Origin of the sequence: Eubacterium ruminantium, from assembly GCF_900167085.1 — a bacterium.
In the GTDB taxonomy this organism is placed as follows: Bacteria; Bacillota; Clostridia; order Lachnospirales; family Lachnospiraceae; genus Eubacterium_Q; species Eubacterium_Q ruminantium.
This window is the reverse complement of the sequence record NZ_FUXA01000007.1, coordinates 84,906-103,128: the sequence shown is the minus strand read 5'-3', so window position 1 is coordinate 103,128 and position 18,223 is coordinate 84,906. Positions and strand designations below refer to the sequence as shown.

16 protein-coding genes are annotated in these 18,223 nt (G+C 38.3%); all 16 read left to right on the top strand.

Annotated elements, in window-relative coordinates:
- The 16 genes from B5D25_RS06060 to B5D25_RS05985 all read left to right on the top strand — a co-directional run bounded on the left by B5D25_RS06060 (window position 1) and on the right by B5D25_RS05985 (window position 18,174).
- Entirely contained in the window at window positions 1–333 is a 333-nt protein-coding gene (locus B5D25_RS06060; protein ID WP_078787068.1) for a DUF3784 domain-containing protein, read from the top strand.
- An 80-nt stretch (window positions 334–413) separates the two neighbouring features.
- Window positions 414–902: a 3-isopropylmalate dehydratase small subunit gene (leuD, locus tag B5D25_RS06055; RefSeq protein ID WP_078787067.1), complete on the top strand. Its 489-nt coding sequence runs from the start codon at window positions 414–416 to the stop codon at window positions 900–902.
- 34 nt (window positions 903–936) lie between these two features.
- Window positions 937–2,019 carry a 3-isopropylmalate dehydrogenase gene (gene leuB, locus B5D25_RS06050; RefSeq protein WP_078787066.1) on the top strand — a complete coding sequence of 361 codons (1,083 nt, stop codon included), beginning with the start codon at window positions 937–939 and terminating at the stop codon, window positions 2,017–2,019.
- A gap of 149 nt (window positions 2,020–2,168) precedes the next feature.
- Window positions 2,169–2,588 (top strand): DUF3592 domain-containing protein, encoded by a 420-nt coding sequence (locus B5D25_RS06045; protein ID WP_078787065.1) that lies wholly within the window; start codon window positions 2,169–2,171, stop codon window positions 2,586–2,588.
- Window positions 2,589–2,593: 5 nt separating this feature from the next.
- Entirely contained in the window at window positions 2,594–4,264 is a 1,671-nt protein-coding gene (gene ilvD, locus B5D25_RS06040) for a dihydroxy-acid dehydratase (RefSeq protein ID WP_078787064.1), read from the top strand.
- Between the two features lie 123 nt (window positions 4,265–4,387).
- Window positions 4,388–6,070 carry a biosynthetic-type acetolactate synthase large subunit gene (gene ilvB, locus B5D25_RS06035; RefSeq protein ID WP_078787063.1) on the top strand — a complete coding sequence of 561 codons (1,683 nt, stop codon included), beginning with the start codon at window positions 4,388–4,390 and terminating at the stop codon, window positions 6,068–6,070.
- Between the two features lie 48 nt (window positions 6,071–6,118).
- On the top strand, window positions 6,119–7,201 hold the full coding sequence (gene serC, locus B5D25_RS06030) for a 3-phosphoserine/phosphohydroxythreonine transaminase (protein WP_078787062.1): 1,083 nt from the start codon (window positions 6,119–6,121) through the stop codon (window positions 7,199–7,201).
- Window positions 7,202–7,328: 127 nt separating this feature from the next.
- Window positions 7,329–8,489 (top strand): phosphoglycerate dehydrogenase, encoded by a 1,161-nt coding sequence (locus B5D25_RS06025; RefSeq protein ID WP_078787061.1) that lies wholly within the window; start codon window positions 7,329–7,331, stop codon window positions 8,487–8,489.
- Window positions 8,490–8,522: 33 nt separating this feature from the next.
- A complete protein-coding gene (gene asd, locus B5D25_RS06020; RefSeq protein ID WP_078787060.1) occupies window positions 8,523–9,611 on the top strand; it encodes an aspartate-semialdehyde dehydrogenase in 1,089 nt (362 codons plus the stop codon).
- 92 nt (window positions 9,612–9,703) lie between these two features.
- Window positions 9,704–10,270, top strand: a complete 567-nt coding sequence (locus tag B5D25_RS06015; RefSeq protein ID WP_078787059.1) for a P-loop nucleotide/nucleoside kinase family protein — start codon at window positions 9,704–9,706, stop codon at window positions 10,268–10,270.
- A gap of 83 nt (window positions 10,271–10,353) precedes the next feature.
- Complete coding sequence (locus B5D25_RS06010) at window positions 10,354–11,589, top strand: DUF1015 domain-containing protein (protein WP_078787058.1); 1,236 nt, start codon at window positions 10,354–10,356, stop codon at window positions 11,587–11,589.
- Window positions 11,590–11,600: 11 nt separating this feature from the next.
- Window positions 11,601–13,862: a 1,4-alpha-glucan branching protein GlgB gene (gene glgB, locus B5D25_RS06005; RefSeq protein WP_078787057.1), complete on the top strand. Its 2,262-nt coding sequence runs from the start codon at window positions 11,601–11,603 to the stop codon at window positions 13,860–13,862.
- Between the two features lie 36 nt (window positions 13,863–13,898).
- Window positions 13,899–14,774 (top strand): mechanosensitive ion channel family protein, encoded by an 876-nt coding sequence (locus B5D25_RS06000; RefSeq protein WP_159444093.1) that lies wholly within the window; start codon window positions 13,899–13,901, stop codon window positions 14,772–14,774.
- Window positions 14,775–14,927: 153 nt separating this feature from the next.
- Complete coding sequence (locus B5D25_RS05995; protein ID WP_078787055.1) at window positions 14,928–15,662, top strand: YlmH/Sll1252 family protein; 735 nt, start codon at window positions 14,928–14,930, stop codon at window positions 15,660–15,662.
- A gap of 156 nt (window positions 15,663–15,818) precedes the next feature.
- A complete protein-coding gene (locus tag B5D25_RS05990; RefSeq protein WP_078787054.1) occupies window positions 15,819–17,021 on the top strand; it encodes a CobW family GTP-binding protein in 1,203 nt (400 codons plus the stop codon).
- A 199-nt stretch (window positions 17,022–17,220) separates the two neighbouring features.
- A complete protein-coding gene (locus B5D25_RS05985; RefSeq protein WP_078787053.1) occupies window positions 17,221–18,174 on the top strand; it encodes a TIGR03943 family putative permease subunit in 954 nt (317 codons plus the stop codon).
- Window positions 18,175–18,223 lie beyond the last annotated feature (49 nt).

Sequence of the window (18,223 nt, the reverse complement as noted above, 5' to 3'; positions counted from 1 at the left end):
ATGATAGCTGTAGAAATAATCATGTATGTGGCTGCGGCGTTATGCATTACTTTAGGGATCCTTCAGGTTAAGGAAAAAGGGCCGCTTATAAATAATGCGTGGATTTATGCAAATAAAGAAGAACGACGCACCATGGACAAGAAACCATATTACCGCCAATCGGGAATAGTATTTCTGCTGATTGGAATTCAGTTGATCATGGATGGATTATTCTGCGGCACAAAGAATTATATTTTTCTTATAGTTGAGTATGTTTTACTGGTGCTGGTTGTGGTTTATGCAGTGGTTTCAGCAATCAGGATAGATAAAAAAAAGAAAAATAATATTAAATGAAATATACAGAATTAAATGAAATAAATAGAATAGAGCGAACGATAAAGATCTATCGTTTATCTAAAGAACAGGAGGCTTACATGAAAGCACATGGAACAGTACATAAATATGGTGACAATGTAGATACAGATGTTATCATCCCGGCAAGATATCTTAATACTGCCGATCCTGCAGAACTTGCAAAGAAGTGTATGGAAGATATCGATGCTGATTTTGTAAATAGAGTCAAAGACGGAGATATAATGGTAGCCGGCAAGAATTTTGGCTGCGGTTCTTCAAGAGAGCATGCACCTATCGCAATCAAGGCTTCAGGAATCAGCTGTGTTATCGCTGATACATTTGCAAGAATTTTCTACAGAAATTCAATCAACATAGGACTTCCTATTATTGAATGTGCAGAAGCAGCAAATGAGATCAAAGCAGGAGACATTGTTGATATAGATTTCGACAGTGGTGTAATAACAGATGAGACAACAGGTAAGACATATCAGGGACAGGCATTCCCTCCATTCATGCAGAACCTTATCGCTAAGGGTGGTCTTATCAATTACGTAAATTCAAAAGAATAATAGTTTATAATCTATATAAACAGGAGATGATAAAATGATTTGTAATCTAGCAGTTATTAAAGGTGACGGAATCGGACCTGAAGTTGTTACTGAAGCAATGAAGGTTCTTGATAAAGTCGGTGAAAAGTTCGGACACACATTTAATTATGAGCAGATCCTTATGGGTGGATGCTCTATAGATGCTACAGGCGAACCTCTTACAGATGAGGCTGTAGCAATCGCAAAGTCTAAGGATGCGGTTCTTCTCGGGTCTATCGGTGGTAATACACAGACAAGTCCATGGTATAAACTTCCACCTGAGAAGAGGCCTGAAGCAGGACTTCTGAAAATTCGTAAGGAGCTTGAACTTTTTGCTAACCTTCGTCCTGCTTATCTTTATCCGGAACTTAAGGAAGCTTGTCCTCTTAAAGAGTCGGTAGCAGCACAGGGCTTCGATATGATGATAATGAGAGAGCTTACCGGTGGACTTTATTTCGGAGACAGATATACTAAAGAGATAGATGGTGTAGTGACAGCAGTTGATACACTTACATATACAGAGAAAGAAATCAGACGTATTGCGATCAAAGGTTTTGATATAGCAATGAAGCGTCGTAAGAAGGTTACACTTGTAGATAAAGCAAATGTTCTTGATTCATCAAGACTCTGGAGAAAGATAGTTGCTGAAGTTGCAGCTGATTATCCTGAAGTTGAATTTGAGACAATGCTTGTAGATAATGCCGCAATGCAGCTTGTAAAGAATCCTTCACAGTTCGATGTAATGCTTACAGAGAATATGTTCGGAGATATTCTTTCTGATGAAGCTTCGATGATCACAGGATCTATCGGAATGCTTCCTTCTGCATCTCTTAATGAGACAAAGTTCGGTATGTATGAGCCATCAGGTGGTTCAGCTCCTGATATCGCAGGAAAGAATATAGCAAATCCAATAGCTACTATTCTTAGTGCAGCAATGATGTTACGTTATACATTTGACCTTGATAAAGAAGCAGATGCTATTGAAACAGCAGTTAAGAAGGTACTTGAAGAAGGCTATCGTACAATCGATATCGCTAAGCCGGGCGAAGCTCAGGTTAAATGCGATGAGATGGGAAGCCTTATAGCTGACAGAATTTAGTTCGCATTATATTTTTTTATTTCATTTTGGTCGGTTTATGTTCAGGATCTAAATCCATACAGGGGGATTTGAGAATTTGATGTTATAAGCAGTATTTATCTGAACAGTTTGAATTTGGCGATGGGCTGTTCACATTAGGGAGGATTAAAATGAATAAAAATATGATCATGGGTTTGGCTGGCGTGATACTGATTGGTATCGGATTATTTTTAGCTTTTTTGAAACCGGACGAACTTAAAAAGGAAATCGATTCATACACAGGAGAAACGGTTGCAACAGCTACTAGCGTAATACGTGTAAGAAGAGGCAGAAACGGACATGCATACAAAACGACTGTAAAGTTTGAGGTTGATGGTACAACGTATCAAAAAAAAGGATACATACATAGTTATGTAAGAAGAGGCGAACAATTTACAGTCAGATATAATCCTGATAATCCGAAAAAGAATTATATAGAAGGATTCGATAATAGTCCGACATTCTTTAAGATTATGGGATTTATCTTGGCAGGTCTCGGAGCAGTAGTATTGTTGGTTACTGTGTTTGACATTATCAAACAAAAGGAGTAAAGATTATGCAGAGTGATAATATGAAATGTGGTATGCAGCAGGCACCTGCACGTTCACTTTTGAATGCGCTGGGCTATACTGCAGAAGAGATAAAGAAACCAATGGTAGGTATTGTTTGTTCATATAATGAGATAGTACCCGGTCATATGAATCTTGATAAGATTGCTGAAGCTGTTAAGCTTGGTGTTGCAGAAGCAGGTGGTACGCCTGTTATGTTCCCGGCTATAGCAGTATGTGACGGTATCGCAATGGGTCATATCGGAATGAAGTATTCTCTTGTTACAAGAGATCTTATAGCTGATTCAACAGAAGCAATGGCAATTGCTCATCAGTTTGATGCACTTGTTATGATCCCTAACTGTGATAAGAACGTTCCGGGACTTCTTATGGCAGCTGCAAGAGTTAATGTTCCAACTGTATTTGTTTCAGGTGGTCCTATGCTTGCAGGTCATGTAAAGGGACGTAAGAGAAGCCTTTCATCTATGTTTGAAGCTGTCGGCGAATTTGCTGCAGGTAAGATAGATGAAGATGATGTAAGAGAATATGAAGAGAATGTTTGCCCAACATGTGGTTCATGCTCAGGTATGTATACTGCAAACTCAATGAACTGCCTTACAGAAGTTCTTGGTATGGGTCTTCCTGGAAACGGAACAATTCCTGCAGTTTATTCAGAGCGTCTCAGACTTGCTAAGAAAGCAGGTTATGCAGTTATGGATATGTTAAAGAAGAATATCCGTCCTAGAGATATCATCACAAAGGATGCAATCCTTAATGCGCTTACAGTTGATATGGCACTTGGATGTTCAACAAACTCTATGCTTCATCTTCCTGCTATCGCACATGAGATCGGATTCGATTTTGATATATCATTTGCAAATCCTATTAGCGAGAAGACACCTAACCTTTGTCACCTTGCTCCTGCAGGTCCTACTTATATGGAAGATCTTAATGAAGCAGGTGGTGTATATGCAGTTATCAAAGAGCTTTATGATATCGGCCTTATAAATGGAGACTGCATGACAGTAACAGGTAAGACTCTCGCTGAAGCAGTTAAGTATTCTGTAAATAAGGATCCTGAAGTTATAAGACCTGTTGATAATCCATATACAAAGACAGGTGGACTTGCAGTTCTTAAAGGAAATCTTGCTCCTGACGGTTCGGTTGTTAAGCGTTCAGCAGTTGTTCCTGAAATGCTTTGCCATGAAGGACCTGCAAGAGTATTTGAATGTGAAGAAGATGCAATAGCAGCAATCAAGGGCGGAAAGATCGTAGCCGGAGATGTTGTTGTTATCAGATATGAAGGCCCTAAGGGCGGACCTGGAATGAGAGAAATGCTCAATCCTACATCAGCTATCGCAGGTATGGGACTTGGCTCTACAGTAGCTCTTATTACAGACGGACGTTTCTCAGGAGCAAGCCGTGGTGCTTCAATCGGACATGTTTCTCCTGAAGCAGCAGTTGGCGGACCTATCGCTCTTGTAGAAGAGGGAGATATCATTTCAATCGATATCAATAATTACTCTATCAACCTTAAAGTTTCTGATGAAGAGCTCGCAAAGAGACGTGAATCTTGGACACCAAGAGAGCCTAAGGTTAAGACAGGATATCTTGCAAGATATGCTTCAATGGTAACATCAGGAAACAGAGGAGCTATCTTAGAGATTCCAAAGAATTAATCGGTTTATTTTGGACTATTTCAAACATTAGACTAGACATTAAGCGTCTGTTGTGGTAGAAATAGTAATTATTAGATTTTTTACGAATTATACATAAATAAGACTATATAAAGGAGAGGAAGAATGAAACAGTTAAGTGGATCTGAGATTGTTATTGAATGCCTTAAGGAACAGGGCGTTGATACCGTCTTTGGTTATCCGGGTGGTACAATACTTAATGTTTATGATGAATTATATAAGCATTCAGGAGAAATCACACACATTCTTACATCACATGAGCAGGGAGCTGCACATGCTGCAGATGGTTATGCGAGAGCTACAGGTAAGGTGGGTGTATGTATGGCAACCTCAGGACCGGGAGCAACCAATCTTGTAACAGGTATAGCAACAGCATATATGGATTCCATTCCGCTTGTTGCCATTACTGCAAATGTTGGTGTTGCGCTTCTCGGTAAGGATAGCTTCCAGGAGATAGATATAGCAGGTGTTGTTATGCCTATTACAAAGCATAGCTTCATCGTAAAGAATGTACATGAACTTGCAGATACAATAAGACGTGCGTTTAAGATTGCAAAATCCGGAAGACCGGGTCCTGTTCTTGTAGATATTACAAAGGATGTAACGGCAAGTTATGCGGATTATGAATATCATAAGCCTGAACCTATCGCAAAGGTTACATCTACTATTAAGAGTGATGATATAGAGAAGGCTGTTAATATAATTAATGCTTCCAAGAGACCTTATGTACTTGTTGGTGGCGGTGCAACACTTTCCGGTGCATCAAAAGCACTCGCTGATTTTGTTGAGAAGATTGATGCTCCTGTATGTGATACTCTTATGGGTAAGGGTGCATTTGACGGAACAAGTAAGAGATATACCGGAATGATCGGAATGCATGGTACAAAGGCTTCCAATTTTGGTGTAAATAAGGCAGATCTTCTTATCGTTATCGGAGCAAGATTCTCTGACAGAGTTATCGGTAAGGCTTCAAAGTTTGCTGCAGATGCAAAGATTCTTCATATAGATATCGATGCTGCTGAGATCAATAAGAATATTGAAGTTGATGCAAGCATAGTAGGTGATGCAGAAGAGATCCTTAAGACTCTCAACACAAAGATTACTGCTAAGAAGAAAGCTGACTGGATGGCTGAGATAAAAGCTATCAAGGAAGAGTATCCGCTTCATTATGATATGGAAAATCTCACAGGTCCTGCAGTAATCAATAAGATTTATGAAAAGACAAATGGCGAGGCTATAATCTGTACTGATGTAGGTCAGCATCAGATGTGGGCAGCTCAGTACTATAGTTATAAGAAACCTAGACAGCTTCTTACTTCAGGCGGACTCGGAACAATGGGTTACGGACTTGGAGCAGCTATCGGAGCTAAGGTTGGATGTCCTGACAAAACTGTAATCAACATTGCAGGTGACGGATGTTTTAGAATGAATATGAATGAACTTGCTACTGCATCAAGAAGCAATGTTCATATGATAGAAATTGTTATCAATAATCATGTTCTCGGTATGGTTAGACAGTGGCAGACACTTTTCTATGATAAGAGATATTCCAATACTGTTCTTAATGACGGAGTTGACTTCGTTAAAGTATCTGAAGGACTTGGTTGTACAGCATTCAGAGTTACAACAGTTAAAGAATTTGAGGATGCACTCACTAAAGCTATTGCAGGAGAGGGTCCTTATGTTATAGAATGTGTAATTGGTCAGGACGATAAGGTTTGGCCAATGGTTGCCCCTGGTGCAGCTATCGAGACATGTTTCGACAGTGAAGAGGAGCTTAATAAGTAATTAATTAAGATAATAATTTATATGTTTTCAAATATGGAGGAATAAAAAATGGCAAGAGTTTATAACTTTTCAGCTGGACCATCAATTTTACCGGAAGTAGTTTTAAAGCAGGCAGCAGATGAAATGCTTGATTATCAGGGATCCGGACAGAGCGTAATGGAGATGAGTCATAGATCCAAGACTTATGATGCTATCATTAAAGAAGCAGAGAAAGACTTAAGAGATCTTATGAACATTCCTGATAATTATAAGGTGCTTTTCCTTCAGGGTGGTGCATCACAGCAGTTCGCAGCTGTACCAATGAACCTTATGAAGAATGGTGTTGCTGATTATATCATCACAGGACAGTGGGCTAAGAAGGCTTATCAGGAAGCTAAGAAGTATGGTAAGGCAAATGCAGTTGCTTCATCAGAAGACAAGACATTCTCGTACATTCCTGATTGTTCTGATCTTCCGATCGATGATGATGCTGATTATGTTTATATCTGCCATAACAATACAATCTACGGAACAGCTTACAAGACTCTTCCAAATACAAAGGGCAAGATCCTTGTAGCAGATATGTCATCTGATATCCTTTCACAGCCTGTAAATGTATCAGATTACGGACTTATCTACTTTGGTGTTCAGAAGAACGTAGGACCTGCAGGGGTTGTAGTTGTTATCATCAGAGAAGACCTTATCAGAGATGATCTTCCTGAATTCGTACCAACAATGCTTAAGTATAAGACACAGGCAGATGCTGATTCACTTTACAATACACCTCCATGTTATGGTATTTATATCTGCGGACTTGTATTCAAGTGGGTTAAGTCAATGGGCGGACTTGAAGCTATGAAGGCTCATAATGAGAAGAAAGCTGCAATCCTTTATGATTTCCTTGATCAGTCAAAGATGTTCAGAGGAACAGTAGAGAAGAAGGATCGTTCACTTATGAACGTACCATTCGTAACAGGAAATGATGAACTTGATGCTAAGTTCGTTAAGGAAGCTACAGCAGCAGGATTTGTTAACCTTAAGGGTCACAGATCAGTAGGTGGTATGCGTGCATCTATCTACAACGCTATGCCAATCGAAGGTGTAGAGAAGCTTGTTGAGTTCATGAAGGCATTTGAAGAAGCTAATTCATAATCAACTGCTTAAGTTAATATTTGAATTAAAATAAGTTAGGAATGGGTATATATAAATAGGCACATCTTTGCCTATATATATACTCATTCCAAACAGCTATATATATAGATTAAGGAGTGGATATAACATGAAGATTAATTGTCTTAATCCTATCGCTAAGTGCGGAACAGATTTATTTACAAATGATTATCAGATTACAGAAGAATTCAATGAGGCTGATGTTGTACTCGTAAGAAGTGCAGCTATGCATGACCTCACTGTTTCAGATAAACTTCTTGCAGTTGCCCGTGCAGGTGCCGGAGTTAACAATATTCCTATCGATGCATATGCAGAGAAAGGTATCGTAGTTTTCAATACACCAGGTGCTAACGCAAACGGTGTTAAGGAGCTTGTTCTTGCAGGTCTTCTTCTTGGTTCAAGAGATATCATCGGTGGTGCTAACTGGGTAACAGAGTCAAAGGATGACGCTGATATCGCAAAGACAGCTGAAAAGAAGAAGAAAGCATTCGCAGGAAATGAAATCCAGGGTAAGAAACTTGGTGTAATCGGACTTGGTGCTATCGGTGCACTTGTTGCTAACGCTGCAGTTTCACTTGGTATGGAAGTTTACGGATATGATCCATATGTTTCAGTTGATGCAGCTTGGAAGCTTTCAAGAAGCGTTAAGCACATCACAAACGTAAATGATATTTATACAAATTGTGATTTCATCACAGTTCATGTACCACTTCTTGATTCTACAAAGGGTATGATCAATGCAGACGCTATCAGCCGTATGAAGGATGGAGTTGTAGTACTTAACTTCGCTAGAGATATTCTCATTGATGAGAAGGCTCTTCTTGATGCTATTGATGAAGGACATGTTAAGAGATATGTTACAGACTTCGCTAATCCTACAGTTGCAGGACATAAGGGAGTTATCTGTACACCTCACCTTGGAGCTTCAACTGAGGAATCAGAAGATAACTGTGCTATCATGGCTGTTAAAGAGATTCGTGACTTTATCGAGAATGGTAATGTTGTAAACTCAGTTAACTATCCACGTTGTGAAGCAGGTGTATGTGAATCTGCATCAAGAGTAACAGTTTGTCATAAGAATATTCCTAATATGCTCACACAGTTCACAGGCGTTTTCGCTAATAAGGGAATCAACGTTACTGAGATGGTAAGCAAGTCAAAGGGCGATTATGCATATACTATCCTTGATATCAGCGAGAAGGCAACAGAAGATATGGCTGCTGCACTTTCAGCTATCGATGGAGTAGTAAGAGTTAGAATAGTAAAATAATATATTCGTGCAAATAGAGAGAGGAAGTTTTTTATGAGCGAGAAATTTAAAGTAGGTATACTTGGAGCAACAGGTATGGTAGGACAGAGATTTATCTCTATCCTTGAGAATCATCCATGGTTTGAAGTTGTAACTGTAGCTGCCAGCCCAAGAAGCGAAGGTAAAACATATGAGGAAGCAGTAGAAGGAAGATGGAAGATGGATACACCAATTCCTGAAGCTGTAAAGGGGCTTAAATTATATAATGTAAATGAAGTTGAGAAAGTTGCTTCAACAGTAGATTTTGTTTTTAGTGCAGTAGATATGACTAAGGATGAGATCAAGGCAATCGAGGAAGCTTATGCTAAGACTGAGACTCCGGTTGTTTCAAACAACAGCGCCCACAGATGGACACCTGACGTACCTATGGTTGTTCCTGAACTTAATCCTGAGCATTATGAAGTAATCAAATATCAGAAGGAAAGACTCGGAACAAAGAGAGGATTTATCGCTGTTAAGCCTAACTGCTCAATCCAGAGTTATGCACCTGCACTCTTCGCACTTAAAGAGTTTGAGCCAAAGGAAGTAGTTGTTTCTACATATCAGGCTATTTCAGGTGCAGGTAAGACTTTCAAGGATTGGCCGGAAATGGTTGGAAATATCATTCCATATATCGGTGGTGAAGAAGAGAAGAGTGAGCAGGAGCCACTTAGAATCTGGGGTAAGGTTGAAGACGGAGTTATCAAGAAGTGTGAGAACGGACCAAAGATCACAAGTCAGTGTATAAGAGTTCCTGTTCTTAACGGACATACAGCTACTGTATTTGTTAACTTTGGAAAGAAGCCTACAAAGGAAGAAATCATCGACAGATGGGTTAACTTCAGCGGAGAACCACAGAAGCTTAATCTTCCTTCAGCTCCAAAGCAGTTCATCCAGTATCTTGAGGAAGATAACAGACCTCAGGTTTCACTTGATGTTGACTATGAGAATGGAATGGGTGTTTCTATGGGACGTCTCAGAGAAGATACACTTTTTGATTATAAGTTTGTTGGACTTTCACACAATACTCTTAGGGGTGCTGCAGGTGGTGCGGTATTATCAGCAGAATTACTTTGTGCAAAAGACTATATCCAAAAGAAATAGTTTATGCTATAATATCTTTCGGCTGTGCCATCAAAGAATATTATTTGATGTATTTAATATATAAGAGCATTCTATAGAGGGAGGTAAAGTCGATGAAGAAACTAGTTTTAGTTACTTCTCCGCCGGCTTGTGGAAAAACATTTATTTCAAAAAAACTTGCTAAGGCTTTAACTAACTGTGTCTATCTTGACAAAGACACATTGATCGTACTTTCTAAGCAGATTTTTAAGGTTGCAGGACAGGAATATAACAGATCTTCTGAGTTCTTCCAGAGAGAGATCAGAGATTATGAGTATTATGCTGTTCTTGACCTTGCATTTGATGCTTTGGAATATAATGATACAGTATTGATCAACGCTCCATTCACAGATGAGATCAGAGATGACGACTATCTTCAGTCTCTTCGTGAAAAACTTTCTGAAAAAGGTGCAGAACTTGCGGTTATCTGGATTCATACAGACATAGAAGTTGCACATCAGAGAATGATCAGCAGAAATTCAGACAGAGATGTTTGGAAACTTGAACATTGGGATGAATATGTTGCTACTCAGAATTTTGAGAAACCGGGAAATATTCCTGAACTTTATGTTTTCAACAACAATTCTGATGAAGATTTCAAGGCTTCTATAGCCGGAGCGGTTAAATTTATTAGAGGTTAATTTGTAAAGGCTGTGTTGGTGCAATGACACGAATACAGCCTTTTCTTGCATTAAAGAGATTTTATGATAAGTGAGGTATGATCATGGCAGAAGTAAGACCATTTGCCGCATATAGACCTAAAAAAGGTTTGGAAGACAGTATTGCGGCTCTCCCGTATGATGTTTATAACAGACAGGAAGCTGCTGAAGCGGTTCAGGGCAAGCCTTATACATTTTTAAGGATCGACAGACCTGAGACACAGTTTCCACCTGAACAGGACATGTATGCTCCTGAAGTATATCAGAAAGCTAAGGACATGCTTTATGATATGATCAAAGAAGGAAGCTACGTTCATGAAGATAAAAATGTTTATTATATTTATGAACTGATCATGGACGGAAGACACCAGACAGGTATTGTTGCTGCGGCATCGATTGATGATTATCAGAATGGTGTTATCATGAAGCATGAAAATACCAGAGCTGATAAAGAAGCAGACAGAATAAATCATGTTTATACATGTAATGCTCAGACAGGACCTATTTTCCTTGCATATAGGAATAGAACTGCTGTTACTCAGATAGTAAATAAAGTTAAGCAGGGCGAGGCTTTATATAGCTTTACTTCTGAAGATGATATTACTCATAATGTTTGGGTTATTGATGATGAAAATGATATTGCGGCTATAAGAAGTGAATTTGCTGCAACCGATAAGATTTATATAGCTGATGGTCATCATAGAGCAGCTTCTGCTGTTAAGGTTGGCCTTAAGAAAAGAGAAGAAAATCCGGGATATACAGGAGAAGAGGAATTCAACTATTTCCTTTCTGTTCTTTTCCCTGATAATGAACTTAAGATTCTTGATTACAACAGAGTTGTTAAAGATCTTAACGGATTAACGGAAGAAGAATTCATGGATAAGATTAAGAATATCTGTGATGTTGAAGAAGTTTTAACAATGTATAAGCCTGAAAATAAGGGGATTTTCGGTATGTACATTTCCGGAAAATGGTATAAGCTTTCAGTAAAAGAAGAGTATAAATCCGACGATGCCGTTGATGGATTAGACGTATCTATACTTCAGAATCAGATACTTGGACCAATCCTTGGAATAGGAGATCCACGTGTTGATAAGCGTATAGATTTCGTAGGAGGTATTAGGGGACTTAAGGAACTTGAGAGACGAGTTGAAAATGATATGCAGATAGCATTTTCTATGTATCCTACATCAATAGATGAACTCTTTAAAGTGGCAGACGATCATAGACTTATGCCACCAAAATCAACATGGTTTGAGCCAAAGCTGAGAAGCGGTATTTTTATTCATACACTTGATTAGGGAGGTTTAGCATGGCGTCAAAGAGAAGAGCTGTTTTTGCTATAAATTGGATGGAAGTAGAAGCTCTGGTAAATGCAAGACATGATAATCCGCATCATATACTTGGAATACATGAATGCTTAGATGATGTATATGTAAATGCATTTATTCCCGGGGCTAAGGTGGTTACGGTAATTGATAAAAAAGACAAAAAACGCTATTCACTTATTTCTGAGAGATATGAGGGATTTTTCTCAATCTGCATCAAAGATAAGAAATCATTTGATTATGAGCTTGATATAAAATATGAGGATGGAACAGAGCAGAAGACAGTAGACCCATACGTTTTCGAGCCTGTTATTGATCCTATAGATATCAGCAGATTCAATGAGGGCATTCATTATGAAATATATGAAAAATTAGGCTCTCATCCAATGGTTGTTGATGGCGTAAAAGGTACGCTTTTTGCAGTATGGGCGCCAAATGCAGAGCGTGTATCAGTTGTCGGTAATTTCAATAATTGGGATGGAAGACGTCATCAGATGAGAAAGCTTGATTATTCGGGCATTTTTGAACTGTTTATTCCGGGCAATCTTACTGATGAGATTTATAAATATGAAATAAGATCCAAAAAGGGCGATGTTTTCATGAAGAGTGACCCTTATGCATTTACATCTGAGATCAGACCTGCAAATGCTTCAAAGGTAACGACTCTTGATTATATTTGGCATGATAAGAAATGGATAGATGCAAGAAGTTCGTCAAATGAAGGTGCTAAAGATGACAAGGTACCATTAGAAAAACCTCTTAATATCTATGAAGTTCATTTGGGATCGTGGAAACGTCCTGATGATGGAAGAGAATTTTACAGTTACAGAGAGATAGCTATAAGGCTTGCGGATTATATGAAGGAAATGGGTTACAACTATGTTGAACTTATGCCTATTATGGAACATCCGTATGATCCTTCATGGGGCTATCAGATAACAGGATATTATGCTCCGACATCAAGATACGGATCGCCGGAAGAGTTCATGGGATTCGTGGATTATATGCATACAAAGGGTATCGGTGTCATCATTGACTGGGTACCTGCACATTTCCCTCGTGACGAACATGGGCTTGGAAGATTTGACGGAACTCCTTTATATGAGAATCAGGATCCTTTACGTGGAGAGCATCCTCACTGGGGAACTTATATATTTGATTACGGAAGAAATGAAGTAAAGAATTTCCTTGTTGCAAATGCACTTTACTGGGCTGACAAGTATCATATAGACGGAATCAGAGTTGATGCGGTTGCATCAATGCTTTACCTTGATTATGGAAGAAATGGCGGCGAGTGGAGACCGAACATTTATGGCGGTAATGAAAATCTCGAGGCGATAGCTTTCATTAAAGAGGTAAATCAGAAAATGAAAGAAAACTATCCCGGCGTCATTATGATAGCAGAAGAGTCAACGGCATGGCCTATGATGACTCATAATGTAGAAGATGGCGGCATGGGATTTGATTATAAGTGGAATATGGGATGGATGAATGATTTCCTGTCTTATATGAAACTTGATCCTTTATACAGAAAATATCATCATAATGAGCTTACATTCAGTATGATGTATGCATTTAGTGAGAAATTCATTCTTGTACTTTCGCATGATGAAGTTGTTCATGAAAAAGGCTCTATGATACAGAAGATGCCGGGAGGATATGAAGATAAATTTTCTAACCTTAGAACGGCATACGGATTTATGATGACTCATCCGGGAAAGAAACTCATTTTCATGGGACAGGAATTCGCTCAGTTTGCTGAATTCAATGAGTCCTCTGAACTTGACTGGTCTCTTTTTGAGTTTGATGCCCATAGATGTATTCAGGATTACGTGAAAGAACTTAATAAATTATATAATTCTGAGCCTGCGCTTTATGAATATGATTCATCACCTGAAGGATTTAACTGGATCAGTGTAAATGATGCCAACAGAAGCATCGTATCATATGAGAGAAATGCTAAGAATGAGAAAGATACTCTTGTGGTTGTCTGCAACTTCACTCCGGTTGAACAGAAGAATTATAAGCTTGGTGTTCCTTCAGAAGGAAAATGGCAGGAAATTTTCTCAAGCGATAATGCTAAATTCGGTGGAGAAGGAAAGAATAATAAAACTGTGAGACAGACAAAAGTCGGTTCGGTTGATGAAAGAAATCAGTATATCCAGATAACCGTGCCTGCTTTATCGGTTTCTGTATTTAAGAAGAAAAGCGGCAGTAAATCGCCTGCTAAGAAGACAGCAAAGTAGTAAGTGATCATTTATGGTAAATAACAGGTAATGTCTATGATAAATATTTACAAAGATGTAGCCGAAGAGTTCATAAAAGGTGCAGAAAAAAATAAAAGTAAAATATCGGTATGGCTGGATAAGGCGCTGGATTGGATAGTCGAAAAAGGTGTATATGTCTTACTGACTTTATTATTCATTTATATTGGAAGTAAGGTAATAAAAGTTGTACTGAAGATTATCCATAAGTCATTTGACAGGCATAAATTATCGGCGAGTGTTTCAGGATTCCTGATTTCATTTATAAGGATAATTCTTTATATATTATTATTTATATCGGCGGCTTCGTTGCTTGGATTCCAGGTTACTTCATTTGTAACGATACTTGGAGCTTCGGGTATTGCTATAGGACTTGCACTTCAGGGAAGTCTTTCAAATCTTGCCGGTGGTGTGCTGATACTTATACTTAAGCCTTTCGATGTCGGTGATTATATCATTGAAAATCATACTAAATGCGAAGGTACGGTAATAGGCATTGATGTATTCTATACAAAGCTTAGAACCGTTGATAACAGAGTTGTGGTTATCCCGAACGGCAACCTTTCCAATACTTCAATCATTAATGTCACAAAGCTTGGCGAAAGAATGGTTGAGATTAAGATTGGTGTATCCTATAAAAGTGATATGAAGACTGTGAAGGATATTCTTATTAAAACGGCTTTGGATAATGAGCTTACTTTGAAAGATAAAGGTGCTGTAAGTTTTGTGGATGAATTCATGGATAGTGCTGTGAAGTTCGGAGTCAGATTCTGGGTTAAGAGTCCTGATTTTCATACTGCAAGATGGGCAGTAACAGAAGAAATAAAGAAACAGTTCGACGAGAATGGTGTAGTAATACCATTTAATCAACTGGAAGTTACTATCAATAATTAATAAGAAGTTATGATCAATAATTGATAGGAATTTGTGCTCGAGAATTAACAGGAAGTTATGAACAATAATTGATAGGAATTTATGATCGAGAATTAACAGGAAGTTATGAACAATAATTGATAAGAAGTTTCGATTGAGAATTGATAGGAAGTTATGGACAGAAAAAGGATAGAGGAGCTCGCAAAAAGAGCAGAGAGAACCGGAACATATACTTACACGGATTTTATGGGGCAAGGTGATCTTGCCTCATTTCTTGATTATGCACAATCCATCAATGTGCCATATAGGATATATGGCGGATATGATGAAGCGGAACGCGGCATGATCATATTTGGGAATGAAGAAATGTGTTCTTATACGGAAGAGCCACCGATTAAGCTCATAAAGATTATGCCGCGGGGGGCCAAGTATGCCGAAAAGCTTACACACAGAGATTACCTTGGAGCATTGATAAATCTTGGGATTACAAGAGAAATGCTGGGGGATATCCTTATAAAGGAAAATGCGTATGTTTTCGTTCTTGAACATATGGCGGAATTTATTTGCGATAATCTTTTTAAGGTAAAGCATACGGCTGTGGATGTACAAGAGATTTCAGAGATTGAAGATAATTTAGTGATAGAAAAAGAAGAAAGACAGGTTGTTATAAGTTCCAACAGACTTGATGCTGTTATTGCAAGGATTTTCAATATGTCCAGAGAAAGCGCGGCGGAGATAATAAATGAAGGACGCATTTTTATAAATGGAAGAACAGCTACGAAGAAAGAAAAGAGCCTTACTGAAGGAGACAGGGTTTCTGTCAGGGGGCATGGTAAATTCATTTTTGTAAGAGAAAATGGAAAGACGAAGAAAGATAGATTAGCTATTACAGTGGAAATTTATATATGATGTTCATGTGGTTAGCATAAGGTAATTTAGCCTAAATACGGTTATTTTATTTGGTAAATACGATACTTGCAAATGGGTTGCAAATATCTGTTTCATTTGCTATAACATAACGTGAAAACTGTTTATTGTTTGTATTGTAAAAAACGGAGGAAAAAAATGGCAAAGATAGATATTATTTCCGGATTTTTAGGCGCCGGAAAAACAACACTCATCAAGAAGCTTATTGCAGATGCATTCAAGAATGAAAAGGTTGTTCTTATTGAAAATGAGTTTGGTGAGATTGGTATAGATGGTGGATTCCTTAAGGAAGCAGGAATCGAGATTACAGAAATGAATTCCGGATGTATCTGTTGTTCACTTGTTGGTGACTTCGGAGAAGCTCTTAAGAAGGTTGTTGATGAATATAAACCTGACAGAGTTATCATCGAGCCATCAGGAGTAGGTAAGCTTTCAGATGTTATTAAGGCAGTTGAGAAAGCTTCTCAGGACGTGGATATTAAGCTTAACAGTGCTACAACTGTTGTTGATGTAACAAAGGCAAAGATGTACATAAAGAACTTTGGTGAGTTCTTCCTTAACCAGATTGAGGCCTGCGGAACTGTAGTTCTCAGTAGAAGCCAGAATGCTACAGAGGAAAAGCTTGTTGAAGTTGTAAATATGATTAAAGAGCATAATGCTGATGCAAGAATGATCACAACTCCATGGGATCAGATCGATGGAACAATCATTCTTGATGCTATCGAGCATTCTTCATCAATAGAAGATATAATGAAGAACTTTAGATATAATCCTGAAGAGGATGATCATCATCACCATCATCATTATGATGAAAATGGAGTATGCAGCTGCGGACATCATCATGATGACGACGATGACGAGGATGAACATGAACATCACCATCATCACCATGATGATGAAGAGGAACATGAGCATCACCATCATCACCATGATGACGAAGATGAACATGAGCATCACCATCATCACCATGATGACGAAGATGAGCATGAACACCACCATCATTATGATGAAAATGGAGTATGCAGCTGTGGACATCATCACCATCACGGACATGATGCAGATGAAGTATTTACAAGCTGGGGAAGAGAAACAGCTCTTAAATATGATGAAACAGAACTTAGAGCTATTCTTGATAAGCTTGCAGTTGAAGAAGATAATGAATTCGGAATCATTCTTCGTGCAAAGGGAATAATTCCTGATAAGTCCGGAAAATGGCTTGAGTTCGATCTTGTTCCGGGTGAATATGAAGTAAGAGAAGGTGTAGCAGATTACACAGGTAAGCTTTGTGTTATCGGTAGTAACCTTGCAGAAGATAAGATTGCAGAATTATTCGGAATGTAATCTAATTACAGATTATTTTTGGATGATATTGCGGGATATACGTATAAATCATTGCGGAATGTATATGTATAAATTGGTATGGGATATATATGTGTAAATTATTGCGAAATGTATTTGTATAAATATTTCCCGCGATATTTCCTGAGAAAAATATAATATAGCAGTATATAAATGATCAAAGAAACAAAAGAGGTTTGATATGAATAAAGAAATTCCTGTTTATGTCTTCATGGGTTTTCTCGGAAGTGGTAAAACAAAATTTGCCAGAGAGACTTTGGTAGATCGCTCATTTACAGAAGGACAGAAAACACTTCTCCTTGTATGTGAAGATGGAGAGGAAGAATATGATATAGATCTTTTGGCAGAAAAGAATATATTCGTTGAGTTTATAACAGAGGAAACTCTTACGGCAGAGCATTTACTTGATATAAGCTCAAAGGTTAAGCCTGAGCTCGTGCTTATTGAGTACAATGGAATGTGGGAGCTTGATAAGATTTTCAGCATAAGAGTTCCTAAGGGATGGACTGTTGTTCAGGTTCTTTCATTTGTTGATTCATCAACATTTGATGTTTATCTCAGCAACATGAAGAAGATCATCATGGATCAGTTAAAGAATGCCGACATGATCATTTTCAATCGTTGCGATGAGAATACTAAGAAGGCTGAATATAGAAGAAGTATAAGAGCTGTCAACAGACGTGCACAGGTTATATTTGAAAATAAAGACGGTATTCCTGATGCGGATGATGAGGAAGAAGCACAGCTTCCATTTGATACAGACGGACCGCTTATCACTTTTGATGAAGCTGATTTTGGTCTTTTCTATATCGATGCAGCTGATAATCCGGACAAATATCTTGGCAAGAAGGTTAAATTCAAAGCCATGGTTCATAAGCCAAGTACATATGGCAAAAATGAATTCGTTCCAGGGCGTTTTGCCATGACATGTTGCGCAGCAGACGTTGCTTTCGTTGGATTTAAATGCTATTATGGTGGCACAAGTACATTAAAAGATCGTGACTGGGTAATCGTAGAAGGAAAGATCGAGAAGGAATATTATCCTGAATTTGAGGGCGATGGACCGGTTATTTATGCTGATACTGTATCAATGACTTCACCGGCTGAAGAGGAACTTGTTTATTTCAATTACTAAATATATATGAAGCAGTTAGTGCCCTAAAATATGGGATGTACTGTTGATA

Excerpts from the sequence above, each read along its gene's own strand:
- B5D25_RS06060 (WP_078787068.1), top strand. The coding sequence starts at position 1 with ATGATAGCTGTAGAAATAATCATGTATGTGGCTGCGGCGTTATGCATT.
- B5D25_RS06000 (WP_159444093.1), top strand. The coding sequence starts at position 13,899 with ATGATAAATATTTACAAAGATGTAGCCGAAGAGTTCATAAAAGGTGCA.
- ilvD (WP_078787064.1), top strand. The coding sequence starts at position 2,594 with ATGCAGAGTGATAATATGAAATGTGGTATGCAGCAGGCACCTGCACGT.
- asd (WP_078787060.1), top strand. The coding sequence starts at position 8,523 with ATGAGCGAGAAATTTAAAGTAGGTATACTTGGAGCAACAGGTATGGTA.
- B5D25_RS06015 (WP_078787059.1), top strand. The coding sequence starts at position 9,704 with ATGAAGAAACTAGTTTTAGTTACTTCTCCGCCGGCTTGTGGAAAAACA.
- leuB (WP_078787066.1), top strand. The coding sequence starts at position 937 with ATGATTTGTAATCTAGCAGTTATTAAAGGTGACGGAATCGGACCTGAA.
- B5D25_RS05990 (WP_078787054.1), top strand. The coding sequence starts at position 15,819 with ATGGCAAAGATAGATATTATTTCCGGATTTTTAGGCGCCGGAAAAACA.
- B5D25_RS06025 (WP_078787061.1), top strand. The coding sequence starts at position 7,329 with ATGAAGATTAATTGTCTTAATCCTATCGCTAAGTGCGGAACAGATTTA.
- leuD (WP_078787067.1), top strand. The coding sequence starts at position 414 with ATGAAAGCACATGGAACAGTACATAAATATGGTGACAATGTAGATACA.
- ilvB (WP_078787063.1), top strand. The coding sequence starts at position 4,388 with ATGAAACAGTTAAGTGGATCTGAGATTGTTATTGAATGCCTTAAGGAA.
- B5D25_RS05995 (WP_078787055.1), top strand. The coding sequence starts at position 14,928 with ATGGACAGAAAAAGGATAGAGGAGCTCGCAAAAAGAGCAGAGAGAACC.
- B5D25_RS06045 (WP_078787065.1), top strand. The coding sequence starts at position 2,169 with ATGAATAAAAATATGATCATGGGTTTGGCTGGCGTGATACTGATTGGT.
- serC (WP_078787062.1), top strand. The coding sequence starts at position 6,119 with ATGGCAAGAGTTTATAACTTTTCAGCTGGACCATCAATTTTACCGGAA.
- glgB (WP_078787057.1), top strand. The coding sequence starts at position 11,601 with ATGGCGTCAAAGAGAAGAGCTGTTTTTGCTATAAATTGGATGGAAGTA.
- B5D25_RS06010 (WP_078787058.1), top strand. The coding sequence starts at position 10,354 with ATGGCAGAAGTAAGACCATTTGCCGCATATAGACCTAAAAAAGGTTTG.
- B5D25_RS05985 (WP_078787053.1), top strand. The coding sequence starts at position 17,221 with ATGAATAAAGAAATTCCTGTTTATGTCTTCATGGGTTTTCTCGGAAGT.